General features: G+C 47.8%; 21 protein-coding genes. 7 read left to right on the top strand and 14 right to left on the bottom strand.

Going from position 1 to position 20,197, the window contains the following annotated elements:
• Positions 1–239: 239 nt before the first annotated feature.
• From GmarT_RS23375 to GmarT_RS23325, 11 genes are all read right to left on the bottom strand, one after another.
• Entirely contained in the window at positions 240–590 is a 351-nt protein-coding gene (locus GmarT_RS23375; protein ID WP_002649741.1) for a hypothetical protein, read from the bottom strand.
• A gap of 42 nt (positions 591–632) precedes the next feature.
• On the bottom strand, positions 633–1,802 hold the full coding sequence (locus GmarT_RS23370; protein ID WP_002649742.1) for a toll/interleukin-1 receptor domain-containing protein: 1,170 nt from the start codon (positions 1,800–1,802) through the stop codon (positions 633–635).
• A 74-nt stretch (positions 1,803–1,876) separates the two neighbouring features.
• Positions 1,877–2,158 carry a hypothetical protein gene (locus tag GmarT_RS23365; protein WP_002649743.1) on the bottom strand — a complete coding sequence of 94 codons (282 nt, stop codon included), beginning with the start codon at positions 2,156–2,158 and terminating at the stop codon, positions 1,877–1,879.
• A gap of 875 nt (positions 2,159–3,033) precedes the next feature.
• Positions 3,034–3,396 (bottom strand): ParB N-terminal domain-containing protein, encoded by a 363-nt coding sequence (locus tag GmarT_RS30265; RefSeq protein ID WP_261337849.1) that lies wholly within the window; start codon positions 3,394–3,396, stop codon positions 3,034–3,036.
• A gap of 354 nt (positions 3,397–3,750) precedes the next feature.
• A complete protein-coding gene (locus GmarT_RS23350; protein ID WP_002649747.1) occupies positions 3,751–4,647 on the bottom strand; it encodes a hypothetical protein in 897 nt (298 codons plus the stop codon).
• A gap of 42 nt (positions 4,648–4,689) precedes the next feature.
• The gene (locus GmarT_RS29600; protein ID WP_002649748.1) at positions 4,690–4,866 is read right to left on the bottom strand and encodes a hypothetical protein; all 177 of its coding nucleotides are present in this window, start codon (positions 4,864–4,866) and stop codon (positions 4,690–4,692) included.
• Between the two features lie 285 nt (positions 4,867–5,151).
• A complete protein-coding gene (locus tag GmarT_RS23345) occupies positions 5,152–5,706 on the bottom strand; it encodes a hypothetical protein (protein WP_002649749.1) in 555 nt (184 codons plus the stop codon).
• A 55-nt stretch (positions 5,707–5,761) separates the two neighbouring features.
• Complete coding sequence (locus GmarT_RS23340; protein ID WP_002649750.1) at positions 5,762–6,001, bottom strand: hypothetical protein; 240 nt, start codon at positions 5,999–6,001, stop codon at positions 5,762–5,764.
• Positions 6,002–6,051: 50 nt separating this feature from the next.
• Positions 6,052–6,285, bottom strand: coding sequence for a hypothetical protein (locus tag GmarT_RS23335; RefSeq protein WP_230682429.1), 234 nt, complete (start codon positions 6,283–6,285; stop codon positions 6,052–6,054).
• Between the two features lie 617 nt (positions 6,286–6,902).
• The gene (locus GmarT_RS23330; protein ID WP_149303304.1) at positions 6,903–7,121 is read right to left on the bottom strand and encodes a hypothetical protein; all 219 of its coding nucleotides are present in this window, start codon (positions 7,119–7,121) and stop codon (positions 6,903–6,905) included.
• A 671-nt stretch (positions 7,122–7,792) separates the two neighbouring features.
• The gene (locus GmarT_RS23325; protein ID WP_002649627.1) at positions 7,793–8,233 is read right to left on the bottom strand and encodes a hypothetical protein; all 441 of its coding nucleotides are present in this window, start codon (positions 8,231–8,233) and stop codon (positions 7,793–7,795) included.
• 179 nt (positions 8,234–8,412) lie between these two features.
• Here GmarT_RS23325 and GmarT_RS30470 point away from each other — a divergent pair, with 179 nt between their 5' ends.
• Positions 8,413–8,583 (top strand): DNA methyltransferase, encoded by a 171-nt coding sequence (locus GmarT_RS30470; protein ID WP_081459648.1) that lies wholly within the window; start codon positions 8,413–8,415, stop codon positions 8,581–8,583.
• 156 nt (positions 8,584–8,739) lie between these two features.
• Here the strand turns inward: GmarT_RS30470 and GmarT_RS23315 are convergent, their stop codons facing one another.
• Positions 8,740–10,596 (bottom strand): RNA/DNA-binding domain-containing protein, encoded by a 1,857-nt coding sequence (locus GmarT_RS23315; RefSeq protein ID WP_002649628.1) that lies wholly within the window; start codon positions 10,594–10,596, stop codon positions 8,740–8,742.
• Positions 10,597–10,991: 395 nt separating this feature from the next.
• Between GmarT_RS23315 and GmarT_RS23310 the strand changes: the two genes are divergently transcribed.
• Complete coding sequence (locus GmarT_RS23310; RefSeq protein ID WP_002649629.1) at positions 10,992–11,276, top strand: LexA family protein; 285 nt, start codon at positions 10,992–10,994, stop codon at positions 11,274–11,276.
• A 528-nt stretch (positions 11,277–11,804) separates the two neighbouring features.
• Positions 11,805–12,047 (top strand): hypothetical protein, encoded by a 243-nt coding sequence (locus GmarT_RS23305; RefSeq protein ID WP_002649630.1) that lies wholly within the window; start codon positions 11,805–11,807, stop codon positions 12,045–12,047.
• A gap of 104 nt (positions 12,048–12,151) precedes the next feature.
• Here GmarT_RS23305 and GmarT_RS23300 read toward each other — a convergent pair whose 3' ends face one another.
• On the bottom strand, positions 12,152–12,346 hold the full coding sequence (locus GmarT_RS23300) for a hypothetical protein (RefSeq protein WP_002649631.1): 195 nt from the start codon (positions 12,344–12,346) through the stop codon (positions 12,152–12,154).
• A gap of 91 nt (positions 12,347–12,437) precedes the next feature.
• Here GmarT_RS23300 and GmarT_RS23295 point away from each other — a divergent pair, with 91 nt between their 5' ends.
• The 4 genes from GmarT_RS23295 (at position 12,438) to GmarT_RS23280 (ending at position 18,324) form a co-directional block, all read left to right on the top strand.
• Positions 12,438–13,877: an efflux RND transporter periplasmic adaptor subunit gene (locus tag GmarT_RS23295; protein ID WP_044240559.1), complete on the top strand. Its 1,440-nt coding sequence runs from the start codon at positions 12,438–12,440 to the stop codon at positions 13,875–13,877.
• Positions 13,878–13,886: 9 nt separating this feature from the next.
• Positions 13,887–17,327, top strand: a complete 3,441-nt coding sequence (locus GmarT_RS23290) for an efflux RND transporter permease subunit (protein WP_002649633.1) — start codon at positions 13,887–13,889, stop codon at positions 17,325–17,327.
• Between the two features lie 28 nt (positions 17,328–17,355).
• Positions 17,356–17,853 (top strand): hypothetical protein, encoded by a 498-nt coding sequence (locus tag GmarT_RS23285; RefSeq protein WP_149303302.1) that lies wholly within the window; start codon positions 17,356–17,358, stop codon positions 17,851–17,853.
• Between the two features lie 126 nt (positions 17,854–17,979).
• Entirely contained in the window at positions 17,980–18,324 is a 345-nt protein-coding gene (locus GmarT_RS23280; protein WP_002649635.1) for a DUF3147 family protein, read from the top strand.
• Positions 18,325–18,540: 216 nt separating this feature from the next.
• Here GmarT_RS23280 and mgtE read toward each other — a convergent pair whose 3' ends face one another.
• Positions 18,541–19,932, bottom strand: a complete 1,392-nt coding sequence (gene mgtE / locus GmarT_RS23275) for a magnesium transporter (protein ID WP_002649636.1) — start codon at positions 19,930–19,932, stop codon at positions 18,541–18,543.
• Between the last annotated feature and the right edge of the window lie 265 nt (positions 19,933–20,197).

The following is a 20,197-nucleotide window of genomic DNA, read 5'->3' as shown; positions in this document are numbered from 1 at the left end:
CCTTAACCACCTTTCTTTTACGCACAGGGCGTAAAAAAGAACCCACACCCATACGTGCAGCTCTAAGGCGGTGTTGAAGCCGCCCGTGGTCGTTGCCGATACCACACTCCGCGCATGGGTGGGGATTCTTGTTTTCAACGTTTGTTTTAGAATTTTCAACATACCTTTCGGCTTTTAGAGGCTGCATTTTTGCAATGGTTCGCGCTTTTTGTCAATAGGATCAGTTCAATATCTCCAATCTACGCTATTAAAAGTGTGAGCATGAATGAGAGAAGCCCAATCATAAATGTAATGGCTGAAAATATCATAAGGAATTTCCATTCTTTACTTACTTGATCATCATCAAAGTAAATATTTATATCTGCTAGTGCCATGAATGAAGATCCTAATGATCCCAAAAATGAAATTGCACTTACACCAAGCAAAACTTTTACTATTTGTGGTACTGGCTGGGGCAAAAGTCCGCTGGTAATAGCCATCATAAGTACGATTGTTGCAGTGCAAAGTGTGGTTTGGTGTTTGAAAAAATCGATCAAACTTTTTTTATGATCGTTACTAAGTGTTTTGATTTCATTATTTTTTGAAGGCATTAAAGTTGGCTTTCAAGAGAGGAGTATCATTAAGGTGAATCATCACAGCTTCGGTTTGGGATCCGGCTCACGCGCGGTATTGTTTGTTTGCAGGGCTTTCACAACTCGCTCAAGCTGCTGCTCGTAATTTGTGTTGTCTTCCTCCCAATCTGTAAAATCTGCTGCCATTCGTTCGAGTATCTGATTTTTTTTGGGGTGATTCCAGTGTTTGAAAATGTATCCGTCAAGGTTCAATGGAATCAGTGCTTGAACTTTATAGCCTCTTTCTCTTGAGAGATCCTTTTCTTTGGCAAACACATGTGTCACTTCATCATCAACCCAAGGACTCGTGAGCGACTGCTTAGAAGCGCACAGCAATACTTTATCCCAAACACGAATTCCGTGGTCAATCCGTTCATAGATGTTGTCACCAGGTAAAATTTGGTCTTCATCAAGCCAGCACCTAATTCCCCTGTTCTGTAGCGCGTCGTGTAGACGTTTCGCAAATGTTTTATCTGCATGGCTGTAACTAATAAAGCAAGAATAAAACTCGTGATCTGATGCAGGAAAAGAAGTTTTTATTAAGGTGATGAGATCATCAGACAGCCCACAACCGCGAAAAAATATTTCGGGAATCTTACCTTTCGATTTTTCTAATGTATCTATCCCGAGACTGCTAGGACCACTGTGTTGGATTGTTTCAAGCCCCTTGATATCAGACAAATTGATGTCATTCCAAGTTGTATCATTTAGCTTTGCATTATTCAGATTCGCTCCATTTAGAGATGAATCATGCAACCCTGTAAAAGAAAATTCAGCATTACGCAAATCGGCACCCATTAGTGAGCAAAACCTCAGCGATGTCGATAAAAAACTCGCGTTAATTAATTTAGCATCAGTAAAGATGGTGCCCACTACAGATGAGCTTGTAAAACTCACATTCTTCATTTGAGCTTTTCTAAAGATCACTTGCATTAGATCAGCATTGCCAAAATTAGCTTTGTCGAAAGTTGCTCCTTCAAAATTGGATTTGGTGATTTGGCAGTTATAGAAATGAGCGTGTTCAATATAGGCATTTCTAAAATCAGCCTTTTGAAGTGTTATCCATTCTAGATTAACGTATTTTAGTCTCGCGTTGGATAAATCTAACGTATCCTCAGGATGTTCAGCTTGCCAAGACTTGATGCTTTGAGGGCCGGATAGCACTATTTCTACGTGTTCAGGATTTGCCATGACTTATTCCTCTATGGTATTTAGTTGTTCAGATTTTCTGTTTTCATTATGGATACCAGAACCATACTGATCAATCAACTGCCCTTCGGCGTCACCCGCAACCGCACGTATGGCTTCAGTGTCTGCCTGCCCGTTGCATCCCAGCCTGCGAACTCGTATTCCCTGCCGTTCTCAATCGTGAAGGACCCAACGAAGTCGGGTTGGTTCGCGTTTTCCTTATACCGCTTGCGAAACATCACTCCCTGGTTTTTCTTGTTCCGATACTTTTTCGCCATCGTCCGTGATTCCGTTCTGAAATTCCTTTGCGCATCCATGCCGAGATACAGCTTCAGATTCTGCTTAACAGTTTGATTCACCGTTCACTGTCTTATATGTATTCAGCGCTGTTTCTGGATCGTGGATACCCAGGTTGGTGTTAGCTGCGTGAGAACGATCAATCCACAACAGCCCCCCACTGGGTTGCCCCGCGTCTGAGACAACTTTCCATGTTAACCAGTGTAGAAAACCTTTAACCGTTCATTCCTGCCATAACTAACCAGCGCGCAATAAATCCATACCCCGACTCTTATTTATAGACGCTGCACCGATTACACTTTGTAATCCCTTCCCGGTTTACCAGGTTCCTCACGTCTTGCCAAATCAAATATCTGATTTGGGCGTTTGATCTTTATCCATCGCCTCAGCGACCGTTGGCAATCAAACCGCGATTTTACTCGCACCTATGCCAGTTGCCCTCTCTGTGGGCTATGTCATCTCAATATCAACGCTTACGCTTATTTTGTGTCCACAGGTTGATCGCGGAGTTCCCTCGACCTCGCTGGAATCTCAGGGCAGTTTTCCTGCGTCTTGCTCTGCTGCGCTTATCTTCCTGCAATATGTCGTCTGCCCTTAGTTGCAGGATCGCAGCTCGCAATGTGTCAGCAAGTCCGCCAGAAAACTCTCCTGACGATATGGTTTTCATAATCCAGTTGAGATAGTCCGGTGGCACGTCTTTGATTTTCATGCCTTTATGCTTCCCGAAAGAGAGCACATAATCAACGTCGCTACCTGCTCTGCTCATCTCAACCTCTCTGTATTTCAGCTTGACGTTTCCCGTCTGGTCAAAATGTCCAGACGGGGGGCATATCAATAAATGCCTTGTTTTTCCCGAAGTGTCAAAATGATCCTTCGGAGTGTTCGTATCTGATGCTGGTTTCCCGGGTGATCAAATTGAGCACCCGGGGAGAATGTCTTACGGGTCGTACTCCCACTGATACGGAGAAAACTTGAACGGCTCATATCCGGTCTGACCAACGGCAACGGCTTCCTGTCGTCCCTCGATGATTTCCCGTTCCCGGAGTCGCTCGTGCTTGATAGATTCCAGAATCTGGGCTTCATGAAGTTTGACTTCGGTTGACCGGTCACGGTGCCTATTACATTCAATCAGGGCTTCCTGAATCGACCATTCGTCGTCCAGGTCCATACGCACAATCACATGGTCTTCAACGATGCCGACTTCCCGAGCTGCCTGATAGCGCCGGTGTCCGTCAACGATGATCAGGTCCTGTGTAACCTGAATCGGACAGATAATGCCGTGCTGTCTTACAGATGCAATGAAACTGCGGTCCAGGTCATATTAATATAGCGTGATACTCAAGGGATGCATGGTCAATTTATTCAGACTGACATGATTGAGAACGTAATTCATAAAACCCCTACTGATCTGTTCAATGAATGTGAAAACGAGGACGCCGATTGAGAAACCTCCCAGAAATCAACCGACGCCCCTCGTTTTACTAAATCCAATAGACCTAAAAACCGGCTATTTGCAGCCTGGTTAAAAGGCAAATATTTTCAATTCGCAGTGTTCTGAATTCGGAAGGAAAGACACAGACAAAACCCGACAGATCGTATGTTACTCAGTAAAATTCCAGGTCAAAAGTAGTACCTTTAGGGTCCAGGCAGCCACTCAGACAGCCTGTTGCACGCCCGCTGTGGGCTGCTCTGTAACGCTTCGACCTTCAGCCAATGCTTGAGACTGATCTTTGTTCAACGCGCCTGTCTGGTAGCATCTGTCGCATTTCTTGCCGTTGCAGTATCCACAGACGGCAACCGGTTTGCGGTAGTTGATGGTATTCATCAGATTGGTATAACAGGTCATAATGTCCTGCATTGCGTTAGGATTGCACCAGGCACCACCCGGACCACTCGACAGATTACCGAAGGCTTTCTTCATTGCGGTTGCGTGCTTCTGAACTTCGCGATACGGGGCCTGCATTTCCTTCAAGTGATAGTCGGTCACAGTGTCGTCAGGCACAACAGGATCGGCAACGGGTTCCATTCCGCCCCACTCCGCAGGATTAAACGAATCACCACCTGATGGCTCCCCTCTCCCCATCGCACGCTCATATTCGGCTTTCTGCTGATCGGCTGGCAATGCTGCGATCTCAACAGCCCGGTCTTTGCTGACTTTCTTTGCGGTCAGCAGTTCGTCCCTGACTTCCGGTCCAAGGTTGTCTGCCAGCTTATCAACGGCTTCGGCATACTTGGCATCGCGCCTGACCTGGGCAGGGCTCATACCCACCTTGTCAGCAATTCTACCAGCCGTTTTCCCCGGGTGCTCAATTTGATCACCCGGGAGATTTGGCGAGGCGTCCCCTCGCTTTAGGAAATCTCTGTCATTTTTCTTTTCGGAGTTATACAGCCTCCCGACCAGGTATGCCCGCTGTGAGGGCGCTACATTCCGCCGTCCGATCTGATTGTTAATGATCCAGTCATGCACAGCGTCCCGGTCTGCGAATTCCAGTTGTTTGATGCGTGGCGGGGCAATCCTTTGCCGTTGTTCGTCCGTGAGAGTACGCCACACATTAAACCGGTTGTGACCGTCGACCAGGATGCCTTCTGACTTCTAGACGATCAGGGGTTCCCGGAATTCACCGTCCGAGAGAATGTTGTCCCGCAGTTGGTCAGCCTCTTCAATAGACAACGCGGGGCAAAGCGATTGGAATTTTTCATAGATGCGGATTGCATCCAGCTTGAGGGTGTGGGAAACGGTTTCAGTGTCGGTAGTGGGGTTTGAATTCAAAGCAACATCCCTGAATAAAGAAGAGTTCCTGATTTAAGCACACGGGGCTATGTCAACCAGCCACGACGCCGACCACTGAGTCGATAACCATAAAAACCTCAGTGGTCGGCAGAGCATTAAAAAAGCAAATGAATGATTGACCGCCAGTGCTGGCGGCTGGGGGGGAGAGAGCCTAAAATCCCAGCCGCCAGCCAGCCTCACAGTTTGACTGTGATGTTTCAAAATAGGGACTGGCTGACAATATGAAATGGCAAGTTCCGCAGCCAATCCCTAGAAAGATGGTTCCTAAAGAGCGAGGCACCGCTTTCTCAGTCTGTCCATTCCCTCGACCAGTACAGCTCGATTCCCCCCCGATGGGTAGTCGGGATGCTTAAAGTTTTGTTCCAACAAAAGCAGTTTTTGCACTTCAGGTTGCATTCGATAAAATCGATTAACTGCATGAACATGCCCTTGGTGCAACGCCTCTTCGACGTATCCGAGTTTTGTTAATTCTTCACGAATCCGCACCCGCCACGATTCCAGCTGATCAACGATCTCTTTGTATCGTGCCCTATGGTCTACAACATGCAGCTTGGAAAACTCTTTCACTTTGTCGCAAAGATCGATTGCCTTGCCGTACAGATCGAAACGGTAAGTGTTGCTGGCCGGGCCTTCGAAGAGGTCTTTTGACGAAACCGATTCGATGTTTCCGGACTCAACCCGAGCGCGGGCAGCTTCGTGAGTGTCAACATTTTTATTATGAGAGGCGATCTCTTTCACTAGTGGTGACAACGCCTTTTTTGTTTCGTCTGAATAAAAGTCGCGTTCGGCTGGAACATGGATCTTAAGACTCTGACTCATTCATGGCTCTCCTAAAATGGGTATTGAAAATTTAAATGCCGCCGCTGCAGGTTAGCTACCGAAAACGTATCAAATCCTGAAACCGCAGCTTGCGTTTCTCCTTCAGTGTGGCGAGTTTCAACTTATACAATCGGTCGCGTTCGCGTTGCTCATACACTTGGTCGACGTTGAACACGATTCCTTCTTCGCGGATTTTTTGCTTTGCCAGTTCAACTTCTTTGGCCTTCCGTTCTGCAGACAGTTTCTGCCAATGCCGATCAAAGGCAGCAGATTCGTCGTTTGTAGGTATCCCCATCAATTCCCCTTGTTAAAAACATCCGTGTAAAAAGGCCACTGGCCCTGTAACTACAGGGCAGTGACGGTCTCTTGATTGCTAGCCTGCTGTTTGATCTGATTGTCGATAAACTCCAGGAAATCAGACCCCCGCACGTATTTGCGGCTTCCAATCTGGATCGTCTGCAGTCCTTTCTTCACAGCTTGCCGCATGGCATGCGTTCCCAGCCCGGAAAGGCTTTTGAACTTCTCCAGCGAATATACCGCCCCGGACTGGATCATTGTTGGTTGCTCTGAGTGAGACATAAGACTCCTTTCAAAAATAGGTTGATTACCAGATGCTCGCGATCTCTTTTTCATGTAGTCAAACCTACCACGGATTGAAAATTATGTAAGTCCGTTAATACGCAATGCGTATTTCCCGTTTTGTCAGATCGCGTTTTCGTAAGTAACATCAATCCGTTTTTGACCGCACTTAAGGCAGCGGGTTCGTTTTCTGCTCACGAAGTTGAAAGGTTGCCCATTCGGGGCAGTACCTGAGAACTCTCTGGTCTTCACACTTGAGTAGCCCAACCGGTCCGTTGATAAGCAGACCGGGCATTGAGACAAGAAAACATTTTGAACTGGCAAGTCTTGAGTTTTTGCCCCTTTGGGGCGCCCGACTTTGGGCTTCGATATCTCAGCAGTCGTCATTAATTGCCTCCACATGCAATACAACGAAACGTAACCAGGCGGAACGATCCCCTGGTTAATCAGAAATAGTTGTCGCTCGACTGAATCAATTCAGGAGCGCAGACAGTCCACGAAGGAACCACACACAGCAACACAAAATGCGGATAATTAAATCTGTCGATACCACCTACAGCGGGCATCACGCGGCTGGCACCGGCCAGGCATGGGAAAGAAATATCAGCAACCGGAGATTAACTCTGAACGGTATCTGGTGAGAGTAGATGGTCAATGAAATCCTGACCATAGATAAAGCAGCGTCGACCGACTTTGCGAACAGTCAGGCCGTTGCGTCGGGCAGAATCCAAAGCAACCCTTTTCAGCCCAGTCTCCAACATGAACCGATCCAGAGTATAAACCGTGCCACCCATAATTTGTCCTTGTCCCTCAATGGTATCCCTGCCTTTTTCCATTCAGAAACCCCCTTTGAATAGAAAACAATCCGTGTTTAATCATCCTGAAAACCAACTGTCACGCATTTTAATATATTTTTCTAAATAGTCAATACTAATCTTGACAAGGTTAGTTGGTTTTGGCAGTCAGGTCACGTGAAGTATAGAACATAGCAGCGCATATCGCACCATACCATGACATTCAAGCTGTATGGTTTTTTCGAAATAAATTCACTTGGGAGTGAAGAGTCAAAGTGCCGAAACTGAAAGACCGGGGACCGTCCCCAGCTACTACTCCATCGGCGTGAAACAGTTCGACAAACACCACATGACCGGCAAGCCCATGCTGTGATGCAACGCTGGCTGAGACGTTCGATGTATTCACACGAACCCAACTGGACTGGATGACTATGACCAGGCAGGACAAATACTAGTATCACGCTGTCTACGTTTTACGGGTTAATGAATCAGGTCGGGAAGTTATGAAGCTGTCGTTTGTGGGGCAACTAGTGCGCGAGATACTCCGTCTGAACGTCTTAGGGTTTAGCCCAGAATATGATTTGATGAAACAGCAGATTGAGTGGACAGCAGAATTGCGAGAGTTGGTCAGCCTGCGGTTTGATTCTGACTTATGGATTTGAAAAGCGGGGCGTTGGCTGCGCGAACAGCCAACGCCTTCAAAAAGGTTATGATTAAGGAGTTGTCTCCCAGTGGATTGTATATTTATATTTTCTTAATTGAATCCGACCAGCTAAATCTTCAGTAGTTGTTTGTTTTGGCAGTATTGTAACAGTACCCAAGGGATCATCTGGATTTGCATTTGTCCCTAAGTCTTTTTCTAAAAGTTTGACTGTAAGGCTCTTCGTGAAAGTTAGCTTTGATCTGGTAGTTGAATCTAAAGTAAGCTGGTTTCCAATCCTCATATTAACTGCGTTTTGGCGAGTCATTCCTTTTTGATTAGAGTTTGTGAACTCGATAATTTTTCCGTCATCGTCCTTAATTTCAAGGAAGATATCGTCAAAAGTAGCCTCCTGTTGATCAATACAGGTTATGACTAATTTTTTTACAGATGCAGCTGGGCAACTGTTCGTTGTAACTAACGAAATAAATAGCACACACATAAGAACTCGCATCTCAAATCTCCTGAGTCTACAAAAATAATCAAAAGTGCTGTGAACGCCACAACCTGAAAGTGTGTGCCTGCTGCATAATAGTATACTTGATCTCTATTAAATATGCTTGTGTATTTTACTAAAATAAGAAATTTCAAGAAAACGAGGCATATACCTCCACCCTGCAGATGCAGTGTTAAATTCAGCATGATACAGCTGGCGGGCTGGCATTCGACCCGTTCGGTGGATCGGGAATAACGCTGGTTACATCAGTCTTAGAAGGTCGTGGGGCTATCGGGTTTGAGGCGTCTGAAGAGTACTGCGAGATTGCTGCCCGTAGAATTGAGACAGCCCAGGGGGGGGAGGTGTAAAACCTATAGAACAAATTTAAAGCTCTGTGTCACCGAATATTTGATCTTCATTAGCAATACGAAGCCAGATATCTCAAGCAAACCTTCGGGGTAAACACTCAAGCCTTCGGGGTAGACGCTCAAACCTTTGGGGTAAGATAGTTGATCAATCAAAAATCACTTGTTCGTCTTCTGATTCTCAGAAAGCCATCGGCTTCCTTTTTTGGTGATCTCATAAGTTAAGTGAGGATTAGAGCGGTTAGTTGAAATTGTTAGCAATTCTTCATCAAGTAATTTGGTGAGGTAAGTCATTCTAATATGGTCTTGATTACGGCTAACGTAAAATGCTATTTCATTTGGTGTGAGATCTTTCCATTCACATAACTTTAAGATCACATTCCACATTTTCTTTCTCGTTGACTTCTTCCCTAGAGCAGTAACTTCGATCTTCAGGTCTTTCGGCAATTCTTCCATTTCAGAGTAGCTATCTAGCCTTGAGACCCTGGCATCTGGAACTACTCCTGCAGGAGTCAAAAGTGATTTTGTCGGTAAATAATAAGTATTACTCCTTTTACCTTTTCTAACTAGTAGATTTATATCTCTCAATCGCCTTAAATGTATGCTTGCATCGGTTCCAGATACTTCATTGATAAATTTGTAAGCTGATACAGTAATGGCTCCTACTTCTCGCACAAAAAAAAGAGCCTGTGCTTCCTCGCTGGTAATGTTATGCTCTTTAAAGTTTGCTAACCAGTTAATCGTGTCCTCGCTCATGAAATGATGCATTAGCAAATATGCGTTAAACTGATTATTACCACGATCAGATTCAAAGTTAGGTGCAGATAAACCAGCTCCCTGCATTAACCTCTTCATGGTTCTCAGGCCAGATCCTTTAGTTTCTGCAAAACCTAATTCGTGCATAACTGCAGCAATTTTAGGATTTCTAGTTTCTGAACCAGGTTGTAAAAAAGAATCTTCTGATTTCAAAGAATATCCAGGATTCCTTACTTCAAGTCGATTTGAATATCTTATGACGGTGATAGGGCTTTGAACTCGATAGTCCCTATGCATGACTGCATTAACAACCAATTCTCTCACCACCTTGCTAGGAATTGGTGATATGTCTCTTCTTTGCATCCCTTTGTCTTCTAATGAAAATGCTTTCGGAATGTCATCAAGAATTGCAGCCGAAACTCTCGGAAATGCGCGGATTAGCGGATCACGTATTTCAATCGTATCAAACCGTTTGTCAGGATCTTTTATCCACTCGTTTCCTTCTACTCTCAGATAGTCAATCCTCATCATTGGAAAGAAGCGGCGTAATGCAAACTTGGTGCCGAATAACAGAAGTCCCGCTATTGTTGGAACTAGCTTATCTCCTTTTATTTTTGCACAACCAATTGCCAGTAACAGGTCATTGTCCGAGTAGCCCAGATCATCGGCAAATTCCTTTTCTTTCTTTCTTAACTCTCTATAGTAATCAAGTTCTTCACCAGATATGTCATCTAAAGATGCTCCATCAATCACAGATTCATCATATGAATCGCTTTTTCGATTTTGGTAAAGAACTAAAACATCTTCTTCGGTGCATTTAATGTCAGAAGAACCTATTCTTCTATATGCCCCATGTGGCAACTTATATTTATTGATAAAAACCGGTTTTTGATTTGCGTCAACTTCATTTATCCTGACTACTATCACATTTGCTTTTGATCGACTGTTCTTAAGATGTATCGTGTGGAGTTCAATTTGAGGTCGAAGGGGTATATTGAATGCTGTTGCGCATTGAGTAGCGAGTTCAGATTGCAACTTGTCGACATCACTTAAGTCAACAGGCTCATAAATTGGCTCAAAAAGTGTATCAGTTATTTCTTTCACACCTAACAGCAAATATCCTCCCCCTAGACCTGGTTCATTAGAAAAAGCACATATTGTCTCCAAGATGGAGTCGCCTATCTTTGATCCAGTCTTTGCTTCTAATCTAGAATGCTCATCTGTGTTATTCAATTGGTCCAGTAACTCTTTGGCATGCATTTATCTGTGCCCGGTTCCTTAGTAAGTAGCTTGAAGATTTAACTTTATAATAAGAGACTTATCGGGAAATAGGAAATCAGTTGTCTTTTATCCCTGTTCCCCGAACAGTTCAATAATCAGGACATTGAGCGTAAACAACTAAATGGAACTTTTTGTCTAATGGACATCATGGAAATAAGCATGGTGTTTTCATATCTAAACACTTCGGAAAAGTTTCCATTTTTCACTTACCTTTAACTGTACGCACGCTATGATGAGGGCATCAAACCTACTCCCATGCCTGGCCGTTTCCAACCGCGTGTAACTCGCTAAAAGTGGTCGCGAATGAATTCAAATCCGCGTTTTCATTCCAGGGACGACTAACTGTTTCGTCGTGCGCGCAGTAAGGTACTCTCATGAAGAGACTAACCGAAAGACAAAAAGAACTGTTGAGTTTTATCCGAACCTATAACGCCAGGAATGGCCTCTCCCCAACAGTACGGGAGATTGGTGCAGCCTTCGGTATCAGATCTACCAACGGCGTTTCTGATCATCTGAAAGCGCTGGAGCACAAAGGCAGACAGAAGAGAATAGAGACGATGCCGCGCGGGATCAAAATGGTTTCACGCGCGTCACCGCAAATGCCACCTACGCCCGCATCCGCGCGGCGTTCTAATGGTGTTCACACCCTGCTCAAATAATTCGTCTGCAAGCTCAAACGCTAGACATGTTGGATATGAGTCTACAATAGTAGATTATACTATTCCTCTTGCTCCATTCGTAATGCGTAGGTCAGGAGTTCGACTCTCCTCGGCGGCTCTTTTTTTCGCTCCCCGATTTGTTGCTGGCAGCCGTACTCTCAAATCAGAACTGCCCTAAAACAGAAGCACGGATATTTAATCTGTTGAGAGCATCAACCGCGGAAGCTTAACTCTGAACGGCTTTCTGTGAGAGTAGAACATCGGCTCAAATATAAAATGTCATTTATGAGTCCGCACTGCAGGTTGAGTTATCATGATTCAGGCAAATTTGACCTGTTCATCAGTTTTATTTGATAATTGATGGCAACTTAGTATTGCCTGTTTTATTGACTTGATCTGGACTTTACTGATCCTGATGCTAGAATCATTTCGTCTTTTGGAAATAGGTAAATATGTATTGCAATTTCGTGTCCCTGATCTTGATTCCCTTTGTGTTACTGACGCAGTCGGTCACTTTCGGGCATTCACATGCTGGAAATCAGCCTGTCGGGCATGACTTACGCACTCATATTCATCTCGATCTATCTGCTGAAAAAGAGCAGCATGGGCATGGGCATTCGCATGGGACTCACTGCCATGTGCATGAGGAGCATGCTGATGCGGACCAAGGTCAGCCGGCGACTCCTGAAGTGGAATCTCCTTTTGATCATGATTCCTCTGCCGTCTATCTTAATCGTGCTGACCTGTCCTGTGGTCCGCGGTCTACGCTGAAAACAGAATTGTTAGTGTCTTTTTACTGGAACGTAATTGACGCAGATCCATTTTCCTGCCCGATATTCGGTGTTTCGTCAGAATGGCGCAGGCCTGATTGCGCCTCACCCGGTCCCGAATCTCTTCTCTTTCTCCGCCACCACGCTTTTCTGATCTAAGCGTGCGCCATTTGTGCAGGCCGTCATTTCTCTGACGGACTCTTGTTCTACTTTCTCTTTTGGCGTCGAAGAATTTCTTAAAAAATGCTGGTTTATTTTTACCAGCGAAGCTGCGAATTCTTCAGCAAGCTCGTTTTTCATTCTGTGGTCGGTCTACGTTGTCTGCAGATTACAGTTGCGCTTGTGAGATCACTTATTCCATCCATGATTCGCAGCACTTAGAGGGTCCGTTATGAAGATATTTCTTCAATTTATGAAACCAGTCCTGGGTATCAGTATCGCTGTTTTGATCGTAGCGGTTTTTATCTGGCGTGATCAATGGATGCCTCTGTCAGATCAGAAACAGCCAGGCGAGGTAAACCGCGCAGCTGCTGTCGAGAAACAGGGAGATCAATCGAAAGCCTCGGAACAGGAAAAGATCATTCTTTCGGATCAGGCGATTGCCAATCTGGGGTTGAAAGTGAAATCGGAGCTTCCCGAGACTTACTGGAAAACGCTCCAGGTTCCGGGGATGATCGTGGATCGTCCGGGGCGCAGTGATCAGGGGGTGATTTCTCCCGTTGATGGCGTCGTTGAAAAAATGAATTATTATCCGGGGGATACAGTCCAGCCAGGCGAAGTGCTTTACACGATACGAATTCTCAGTGAAACACTTCAGCAGACTCAGACCAATCTGTTTAAAGACACTCAGAACATCGCGCTGGCAGCGACAAAGAAAAAACGCCTGGAGTCAACACGCGGAGCGATTCCCGAAGCTCGGATCATTGAGGTTGCCAATGAGATCAAACGTCTGCAAGTGGCAATCAAAGGGTACCAGCATGAACTTCTCAGTCGTGGTTTTTCGCACGAGCAGTTGCAGAAAATCTCTTCCGGCGATTTCGTCAGGGATCTGGATATACTCGTTCCGGATCGAATGAGCCAAGGGGGCATGTTGAAAAAACCAGCCGTTACGAAATCGACTGGAAAAAACTCCAGACCGGAGGCACCTGTTACATTCGAGGTTCAAGAATGTAAGATCGATCTGGGACAACAGGTCAAAACGGGTGAGATGCTGTGTCTGTTGGCAAACCATCGATTGCTGGCGATTGAGGGGCGTGCCTTTCGGGACGAAACACAATTGCTGGAACGCAGCGTGCACGAGGTTTGGCCTGTTGAGGTTGACTTCCAGGAAAGCGCTGCGAGTCACTGGCCTGCAGTGAAGCAGCGTTTTCTGATCGAGTATCTCTCGAATGTCGTTGATCCGGTGAATCGAACTTTTGCGTTCCGCATGTCCCTGGAAAATGAGTCCCGGCTCGTGCGACGAGATGGTCAGACACAGGTTCTCTGGCGTTTTCGACCCGGGCAGAAAGTCCGGCTGTCCATCCGGGTAGAAGAACTGGAGAACGTGTTTGTACTTCCGGCTGATGCGGTTGCCCGTGATGGAGCAGAGGCTTTTGTCTTCACTCAGAATGTGAATACCTTTTACCGGAAACCAGTACGTGTGCTGGAGCGGGATCGCCGACATACCGTCATTGCTAATGACGGGTCACTCACACCGGGTTCGTTTGTAGTACAGGGATCTGCTGAACAACTCAACCGCATGCTGAAGTCGTCCTCAGGAAATGACCTGCCGGAAGGCTACCACATTCATGCGGATGGCAGTCTCCACAAGAACGAAGAAGAAGGGAAATAGAGGTACGCCATGCTTAATTCTATTATCCGACTTTCGTTAACACACCGAACTCTGGTTCTGGCTGCCTGTATTGTCATTCTGGCGTACGGCGGCTATCTGACGACGACATTACCAATCGATGTCTTTCCCGATCTGGACCGACCGCGCGTGGTCATTCTGACCGAGTGTCCCGGCATGTCGTCTGAAGAGGTGGAAACACTGGTGACGTATCCTATCGAAACCGCCATTCTGGGGGCTAACGGAGTCGAAGATGTGCGCAGTCAGTCCAGCCAGGGCATGAACGTGATTTATATCGAGTTCAGTTGGCAGACCGAACCTCGCTATGCCCGTCAGATCGTCTCGGAACGCCTGGCGAATGTACCCATGCCGCCAGGGATCCGTCCGGTCATGACACCGCAGGCCTCAATTATGGGGCAGATTCTGCATGTGGGAATTCATCGCCGCAAAGGACCTCAAGGGGGGACGTTGATCCCGGTTGGGCAGACTGGCCTGTTGGCTGAGCGTACCGAACGGGAGGGGAAGCCGATCCTGACCCTCTGGAATCCTGTCGAACGCAACGATCTCAGTCGGTGGCAGAAAGTGGAAATTCAGAATCCGGAATGGAGCCGGGACGAACCTGGGCGAGAGGTGTCATTGATCTGGAATCAACGATCCTATGAAGTCGTCTTTCCGACTCCTCTGGAAGAACGAATGGAACTCCGCACGACAGCGGACTGGTTAATCAGGCCACGCTTACTGAAATTAAATGGCATTGCTGAAATCATTGTAATGGGAGGCGATCAAAAGCAATATCAGGTGCTAGTCGATCCCCTCAAGCTACAGGAATATAACGTTTCATTGCAGGATGTTGAAGCCGCAGTTCAATCGAATAATTTGAATACCAGTGGCGGATTTATTCTGAGCGGCCAGACCGAACGCCCAGTGCGTGTGATTGGTCGCCTGGGAGCGCTCACGTCTGATGTGCTGAAAGAACTGCGCAGGGCTCCAGTTAAAATGAAAGGCGACCGTGCCGTATTGCTGGAGAATGTAGCGGAAATCGTCGAAGGTCCTGCACCGAAGCGTGGTGATGCCAGTATCGATGGACACGCAGGTGTGGTGATTACGATTGTCAAACAGCCCCACGCCGATACCAGGAAACTGACTGATAATGTGATGGCGGCGCTGCATGATGCGGAAACGTCACTGCCCGCCGATATTGTCATCAATACAAAACTGTTCAAGCTTAAAAGCTTTATTGATCGGGGGATCTACTATGTGGAAGAAGCCCTGGTGATTGGTGCCGTGCTGGTGGTGATCGTGCTGTTCCTGTTTCTGTTAAATCTGCGTACGACCTTTATTACATTGACGGCAATTCCCCTGTCACTGGTGATCACGACGCTTGTGTTCCGAATCGTGGGAATGATCACGGGGACCGAACTGTCGATCAATGTAATGACTTTGGGGGGAATTGCAGTTGCCATTGGGGAACTTGTCGACGATGCGATTGTGGATGTGGAGAATATTTTTCGTCGTCTGGGAGAAAATAACCTGAGCCCTGATCCGAAACCCGCCATAGTAGTCGTGTATGAAGCCAGCCGGGAAATCCGTTCTGCCATTATTTTTGGAACTGCTGTGGTCGTGCTCGCTTTCATGCCTCTGTTCGCCTTATCGGGAGTCGAAGGACGCCTGTTTGTTCCCCTGGGCATTGCCTATATCGTTTCCATTCTAGCCTCTCTGCTGGTCTCGTTGTCTGTAACGCCGGTACTGTCCTACTATCTGCTGCCTCAGGCAAAGGCAACCCATGATCATACGGACGGACGACTGTTACAACTTCTCAAGTGGGGAGCTGGGTTTTTGATCCGGTTTAGTATGCGACGAGCTGGAATATTGCTGGTGCTGACCTGGGTTCTCGTTGGTGTCAGTGTCTGGGAACTTTCCAAACTGGGAGCTGACTTTTTACCGAAGTTCGATGAAGGAAGCGTGCAGATCAATGTCACCTTGCCTGGAGGATCGTCCCTGAAAGCTTCCAATGAAGCCTCTTCACTGATCGATGCCCAGTTGGTCAAAATGCAGAAATCCCAAGAAAACCCACAGGGGCCGGTATTGCACTTTTTCCGCCGTACCGGTCGCGCTGAACGGGATGAACATGCTCAACCTGTCAATGTGGGAGAGTATATTCTCACAATGAACCAGGATGCCAACTACGATCGCGATGAATTTCTGGAAACATTACTGACAGATATGAAAACGAATGTCCCCGGAGTGGGTATTGAGGCAGAGCAGCCACTTTCACACCTGATCAGTCATATGTTGTCTGGAGTCAAAGCCCAGGTTGGGATAAAAATTTATGGAGACGATCTGGACAAGCTGCGCGAACTGGCAGGCGATGTGCGGGATGCGATCACTGACATTCCCGGCGTGACGCCTCCTATTATCGATCCGCAGGAACGGGTCGATGAACTACACGTGGTATTGAAGCCGGAAGAGCTGGCTTACTTCGGTTTGAGCCGTGAATATGTCGCTGATTTCGTGGAAACAGCGTTAAAAGGGGAAGCCGTTTCTCAGGTCCTGGAAGGACAACGGCGATTTGACCTGATCGTCAAACTCGACGAACCCTATCGTTCTGATCCTTATAATCTGGGAGCCCTGCGTCTCGAACTCCCTGATGGCAGAGGACAGATACGTTTGCGGGAGGTTGCAGACTTTCCGGGCTCTGCCAGTGGACCTAATCTGGTCAACCGGGAAAATGTTCGCAGACGACAAACCATTCGCTGTAATGTGTCGGGCCGTGACCTGGCCAGTACGGTGGAGGAAATTGAAAAACAGGTGCGTGAACAGGTCGAATTGCCCACCGGCTACTTTGTCGAGTTCGGCGGACAGTTTGAAGCTCAGCGTTCTGCCACCTTCCTGATTACGATTCTGGCAGCCGTCTCTGTTGCCGGCATCTTTATCGTACTGATGATGCTCTATCCCTCAGCCCGCATCACGTTTCAGATTTTGAACGCCATTCCGACGGCGTTCATCGGCGGTGTCTTTGCGCTGGTTCTAACCGACCAGACCCTGACCGTCGCCAGCATGGTCGGCTTTGTGTCACTGGGGGGAATTGCCGTGCGGAATGGCATTCTGCTTGTGACACATTATTTCCATTTAATGGAAGAAGAGGGAGAAGCATTTTCTCCCCAGATGGTACTGCGGGGGAGCCTGGAACGCCTGGCTCCAGTGCTGATGACCGCATTGACCGCCGGGATTGCACTCATTCCGCTGGTCGTGGGGGGGAATAAACCGGGGCTGGAAATTCTCTATCCCGTGGCTACTGTCATTCTGGGAGGGCTGGTGACATCCACTTTTTGTGAATTCTTTATTCACCCTGGACTGTTCTGGAAATTCTCAGGCAAGGATGCCGAACGCCTGGTTCGCAGTGAAAGTTCTGACGAAGAACTGCTGCGAGCTGCCACACAACAACACACTTGATTGATTTCTCTAAAAAAAGGAAAACAAAATGATGAACTTGAAAATCTCTAGCTCACTGTTCGCCGCACTTCTGATTGCCGGTTGTGCAGATAAAGGGAACTCGGACACTGCTCCCAAAGAGACATCCCCACCGCCAGCAGCACAGACAGAAGAGAGCCATGCCGATGCTCATTCGCATGGGACCGGACCGAATGGCGGGGTCGTCTTTGATATGGGTAAGTACCATGCGGAATTCACGGTGGATCATCCCAAGCAGGAATGTACGATTCTGTTTCTGGGAGCAGATGAGAAATCAGCTGGCCCGGTGGCTGCGAAGGAGCTGACACTGTCGATCAAGGAAACGAAAACGGCAGAAGGCATAGTCGTGCCTCCCATGACCGTCAAAATGCTTCCTCAGGATGCGACGGATGGAAAAGCTGCCAAATTCGTCGGGACTGATCCCGGAATTGGCAATGTTGCTGATTTTTCCGGAACTGTACTGGGTGAAATCGACGGTAAACCGTCTCAGGGTGAGTTCCAGGAATAATTCACTCAATTGAACCATTGGTCTACCTGCTGGCTGTCGCCTGGGTGAATCACTCAAGCGACAGCCAGAGGAGACTTTTGAGAATGTGACTGAAGACACTCACCACAGAAAGTGCGGAGGCAAACCATGTATTATTTCATTAAGGTGGCTTTAACCGCAGTTGTTGTTGTCGCCGTATCAGAAGTCTCGAAACGCAGTTCACTGTTAGGCGGTGCCCTGGCCTCCTTGCCACTCGTTTCCTTTCTGGGAATGATCTGGCTCTATATTGACACAGGAAGTACCGACAAAGTCGCTGAATTGTCCCGAAACATCTTCTGGCTGGTCCTGCCATCACTCTCCTTTTTTCTGTTACTGCCGTTTCTGTTGAAAAAAGGAGTCGGCTTTAGTTCCAGTTTCGGAATCTCAACAGCAATAATGATCTGCTTCTATCTGGGAATGGTTTTCTGTTTAAAGAAACTGGGTGTTCAATAAACAGATCAAAAGACTGGCAGCGCGTGCAGAGAAACGTCACCAACACTCACTGACAACCCTGAGAGCAAAAAGAAAAGCCCCAAACGTCTGGATTTTTAGCGGTTGGTTTTCAGACGCCGGATCTTGTCCCATTCGGAATGCATTGGTCAGGAGTTCGACTCTCCTCGGCGGCTCTTTTTCTTTTGCCCCTGGTTGATTTCCTGTCAGCCGTTCTTCTCAAATCAGCCAGGGGAGCAGGGCCTGGGCGAAGGAGAGGACGAGGAAGAAGCCGCACATGTCGGTGAGGGTGGTCAGGATCGGGCCGGAGGCGAGGGCGGGGTCCAGTTTGAAGCCCTTCAGCAGTAGAGGGATCAAGGCACCCAGGCAGACCGCCATCAGCGTGTTCAAGGCCAGTGCTCCGCCGATGACCAGGCCGAGGTAGGGGTTGCCTTTCCAGATGTAGGCGACACCTCCCAGTAAAATACCGAGGGCGAGGCCGTTGACGATTCCCAAACCGAATTCCTTGCGGAAGACGTGTAACCAGTCGCTGGGTCGGATGACGCCGAGCACCAGTTCCCGCGTGCTGACCGCGATGGCCTGGTTGCCGCTGCAGCCACTCATGTCGGAGACGATGGGCAGAAAGACGGCCAGTGCGATCACACTTTCCAGAGTCTCTTCGTACATGGCGATGATACTGGCGGCGACAATATTCAACAGGATGTTGATACTGAGCCACGACAGGCGGCGGGCACTGCGGGTTTTGAGGGGCAGGCTGCGGAGTTCTTCCCCGCCCATAATCCCCGCGAATCGCAGAAAGGTTTTACCTGCCAGTTCTTCACTGGCGGCTTCGACGTCTTCCCGCCTGACGACGCCGACCAGAACGTTGTTCTCGTCAACGACAGGCAGACCAAACAAGGGGTGAGCGTCGAAGAAGTGCAGCAGATCCTGGAGCGGGGTCATGTCGGGAAAGCTGTGTGGATTGGCAATCATCATTTTGGAAAGCTTGCGACCCGGAGGTGCCATCAGCAGATCACGGAGCCGCAGCACGCCTACGAGTTGCAGGTCGGCGTTGATGACGTAGATATACTGCACGTTGTATTCGGCGTACTTTTCGGCATTTTTACGGAGGTCCGAAACCACGTCGTCGACCGTCTCTGTCTCCTGGAAGGAGAGCAGTTCGGTGATCATTAGCCCGCCGGCACAGAGCCGATTATACTTGGACAGAAAGCGGACATTCTCGGCCTCTTCCGGGTCCATCTCTTCCAGTATGGCTTCGGACTGGGCATCTGTCAGCTGATCCAGCAGGTCGACCTGCTCATCGCTGTTCATCTCATCAAAGATATGAGCGGCTTGTTCCGCGGGTAATGTGGAGAGTAATTGCCCGGCCTGCAGTTCGGGTAGCGACTCCATCAGGCGGGCGGCGTTTTCGTCATCCAGCAGCGCGATGAACTCATGTTGTTCTGTCTCCGACAACTGCGCCATGATGCGTGCATCTTCGCCGGGTGGGAGTTCTTTCAAAAACGTATGCGCGGCGTCAGGGTCCCCGGCGGCGACGATCTGCTCCAGCTGATCCCAGGCATCAGGCTGTTCGACGACAATATTTTCTGTTGTTTCATCCGGCTGATTCATCTGACTCTATCCATTCCATTCAACGGAAATCAGATGTAGAGGGATCTGTTTCCGGCTGAAAAACAGGTTTTTGTCTGGAGTTCTCTTCAATCCCTGAGTAAGAAACGAGGCACTCTCGCGGGGTTCTGCTGGCAGTCTACACTATTTAAGCGGAAGCGACAAAGCCTGCAGATGAAGTTTCAGCAATGGAATTCGTTGAATTGACGCCGATCCATGCGCTGTGATGCAGAAGCATTTTAACTGGGGGGGGAGGAGGTATCGCAGT

The sequence above is a fragment of the Gimesia maris genome, assembly GCF_008298035.1.
Classification (GTDB): Bacteria; Planctomycetota; Planctomycetia; order Planctomycetales; family Planctomycetaceae; genus Gimesia; species Gimesia maris.
Note: the sequence above shows the minus strand (reverse complement) of the source record. Positions and strands in the feature narration are given on the sequence as shown.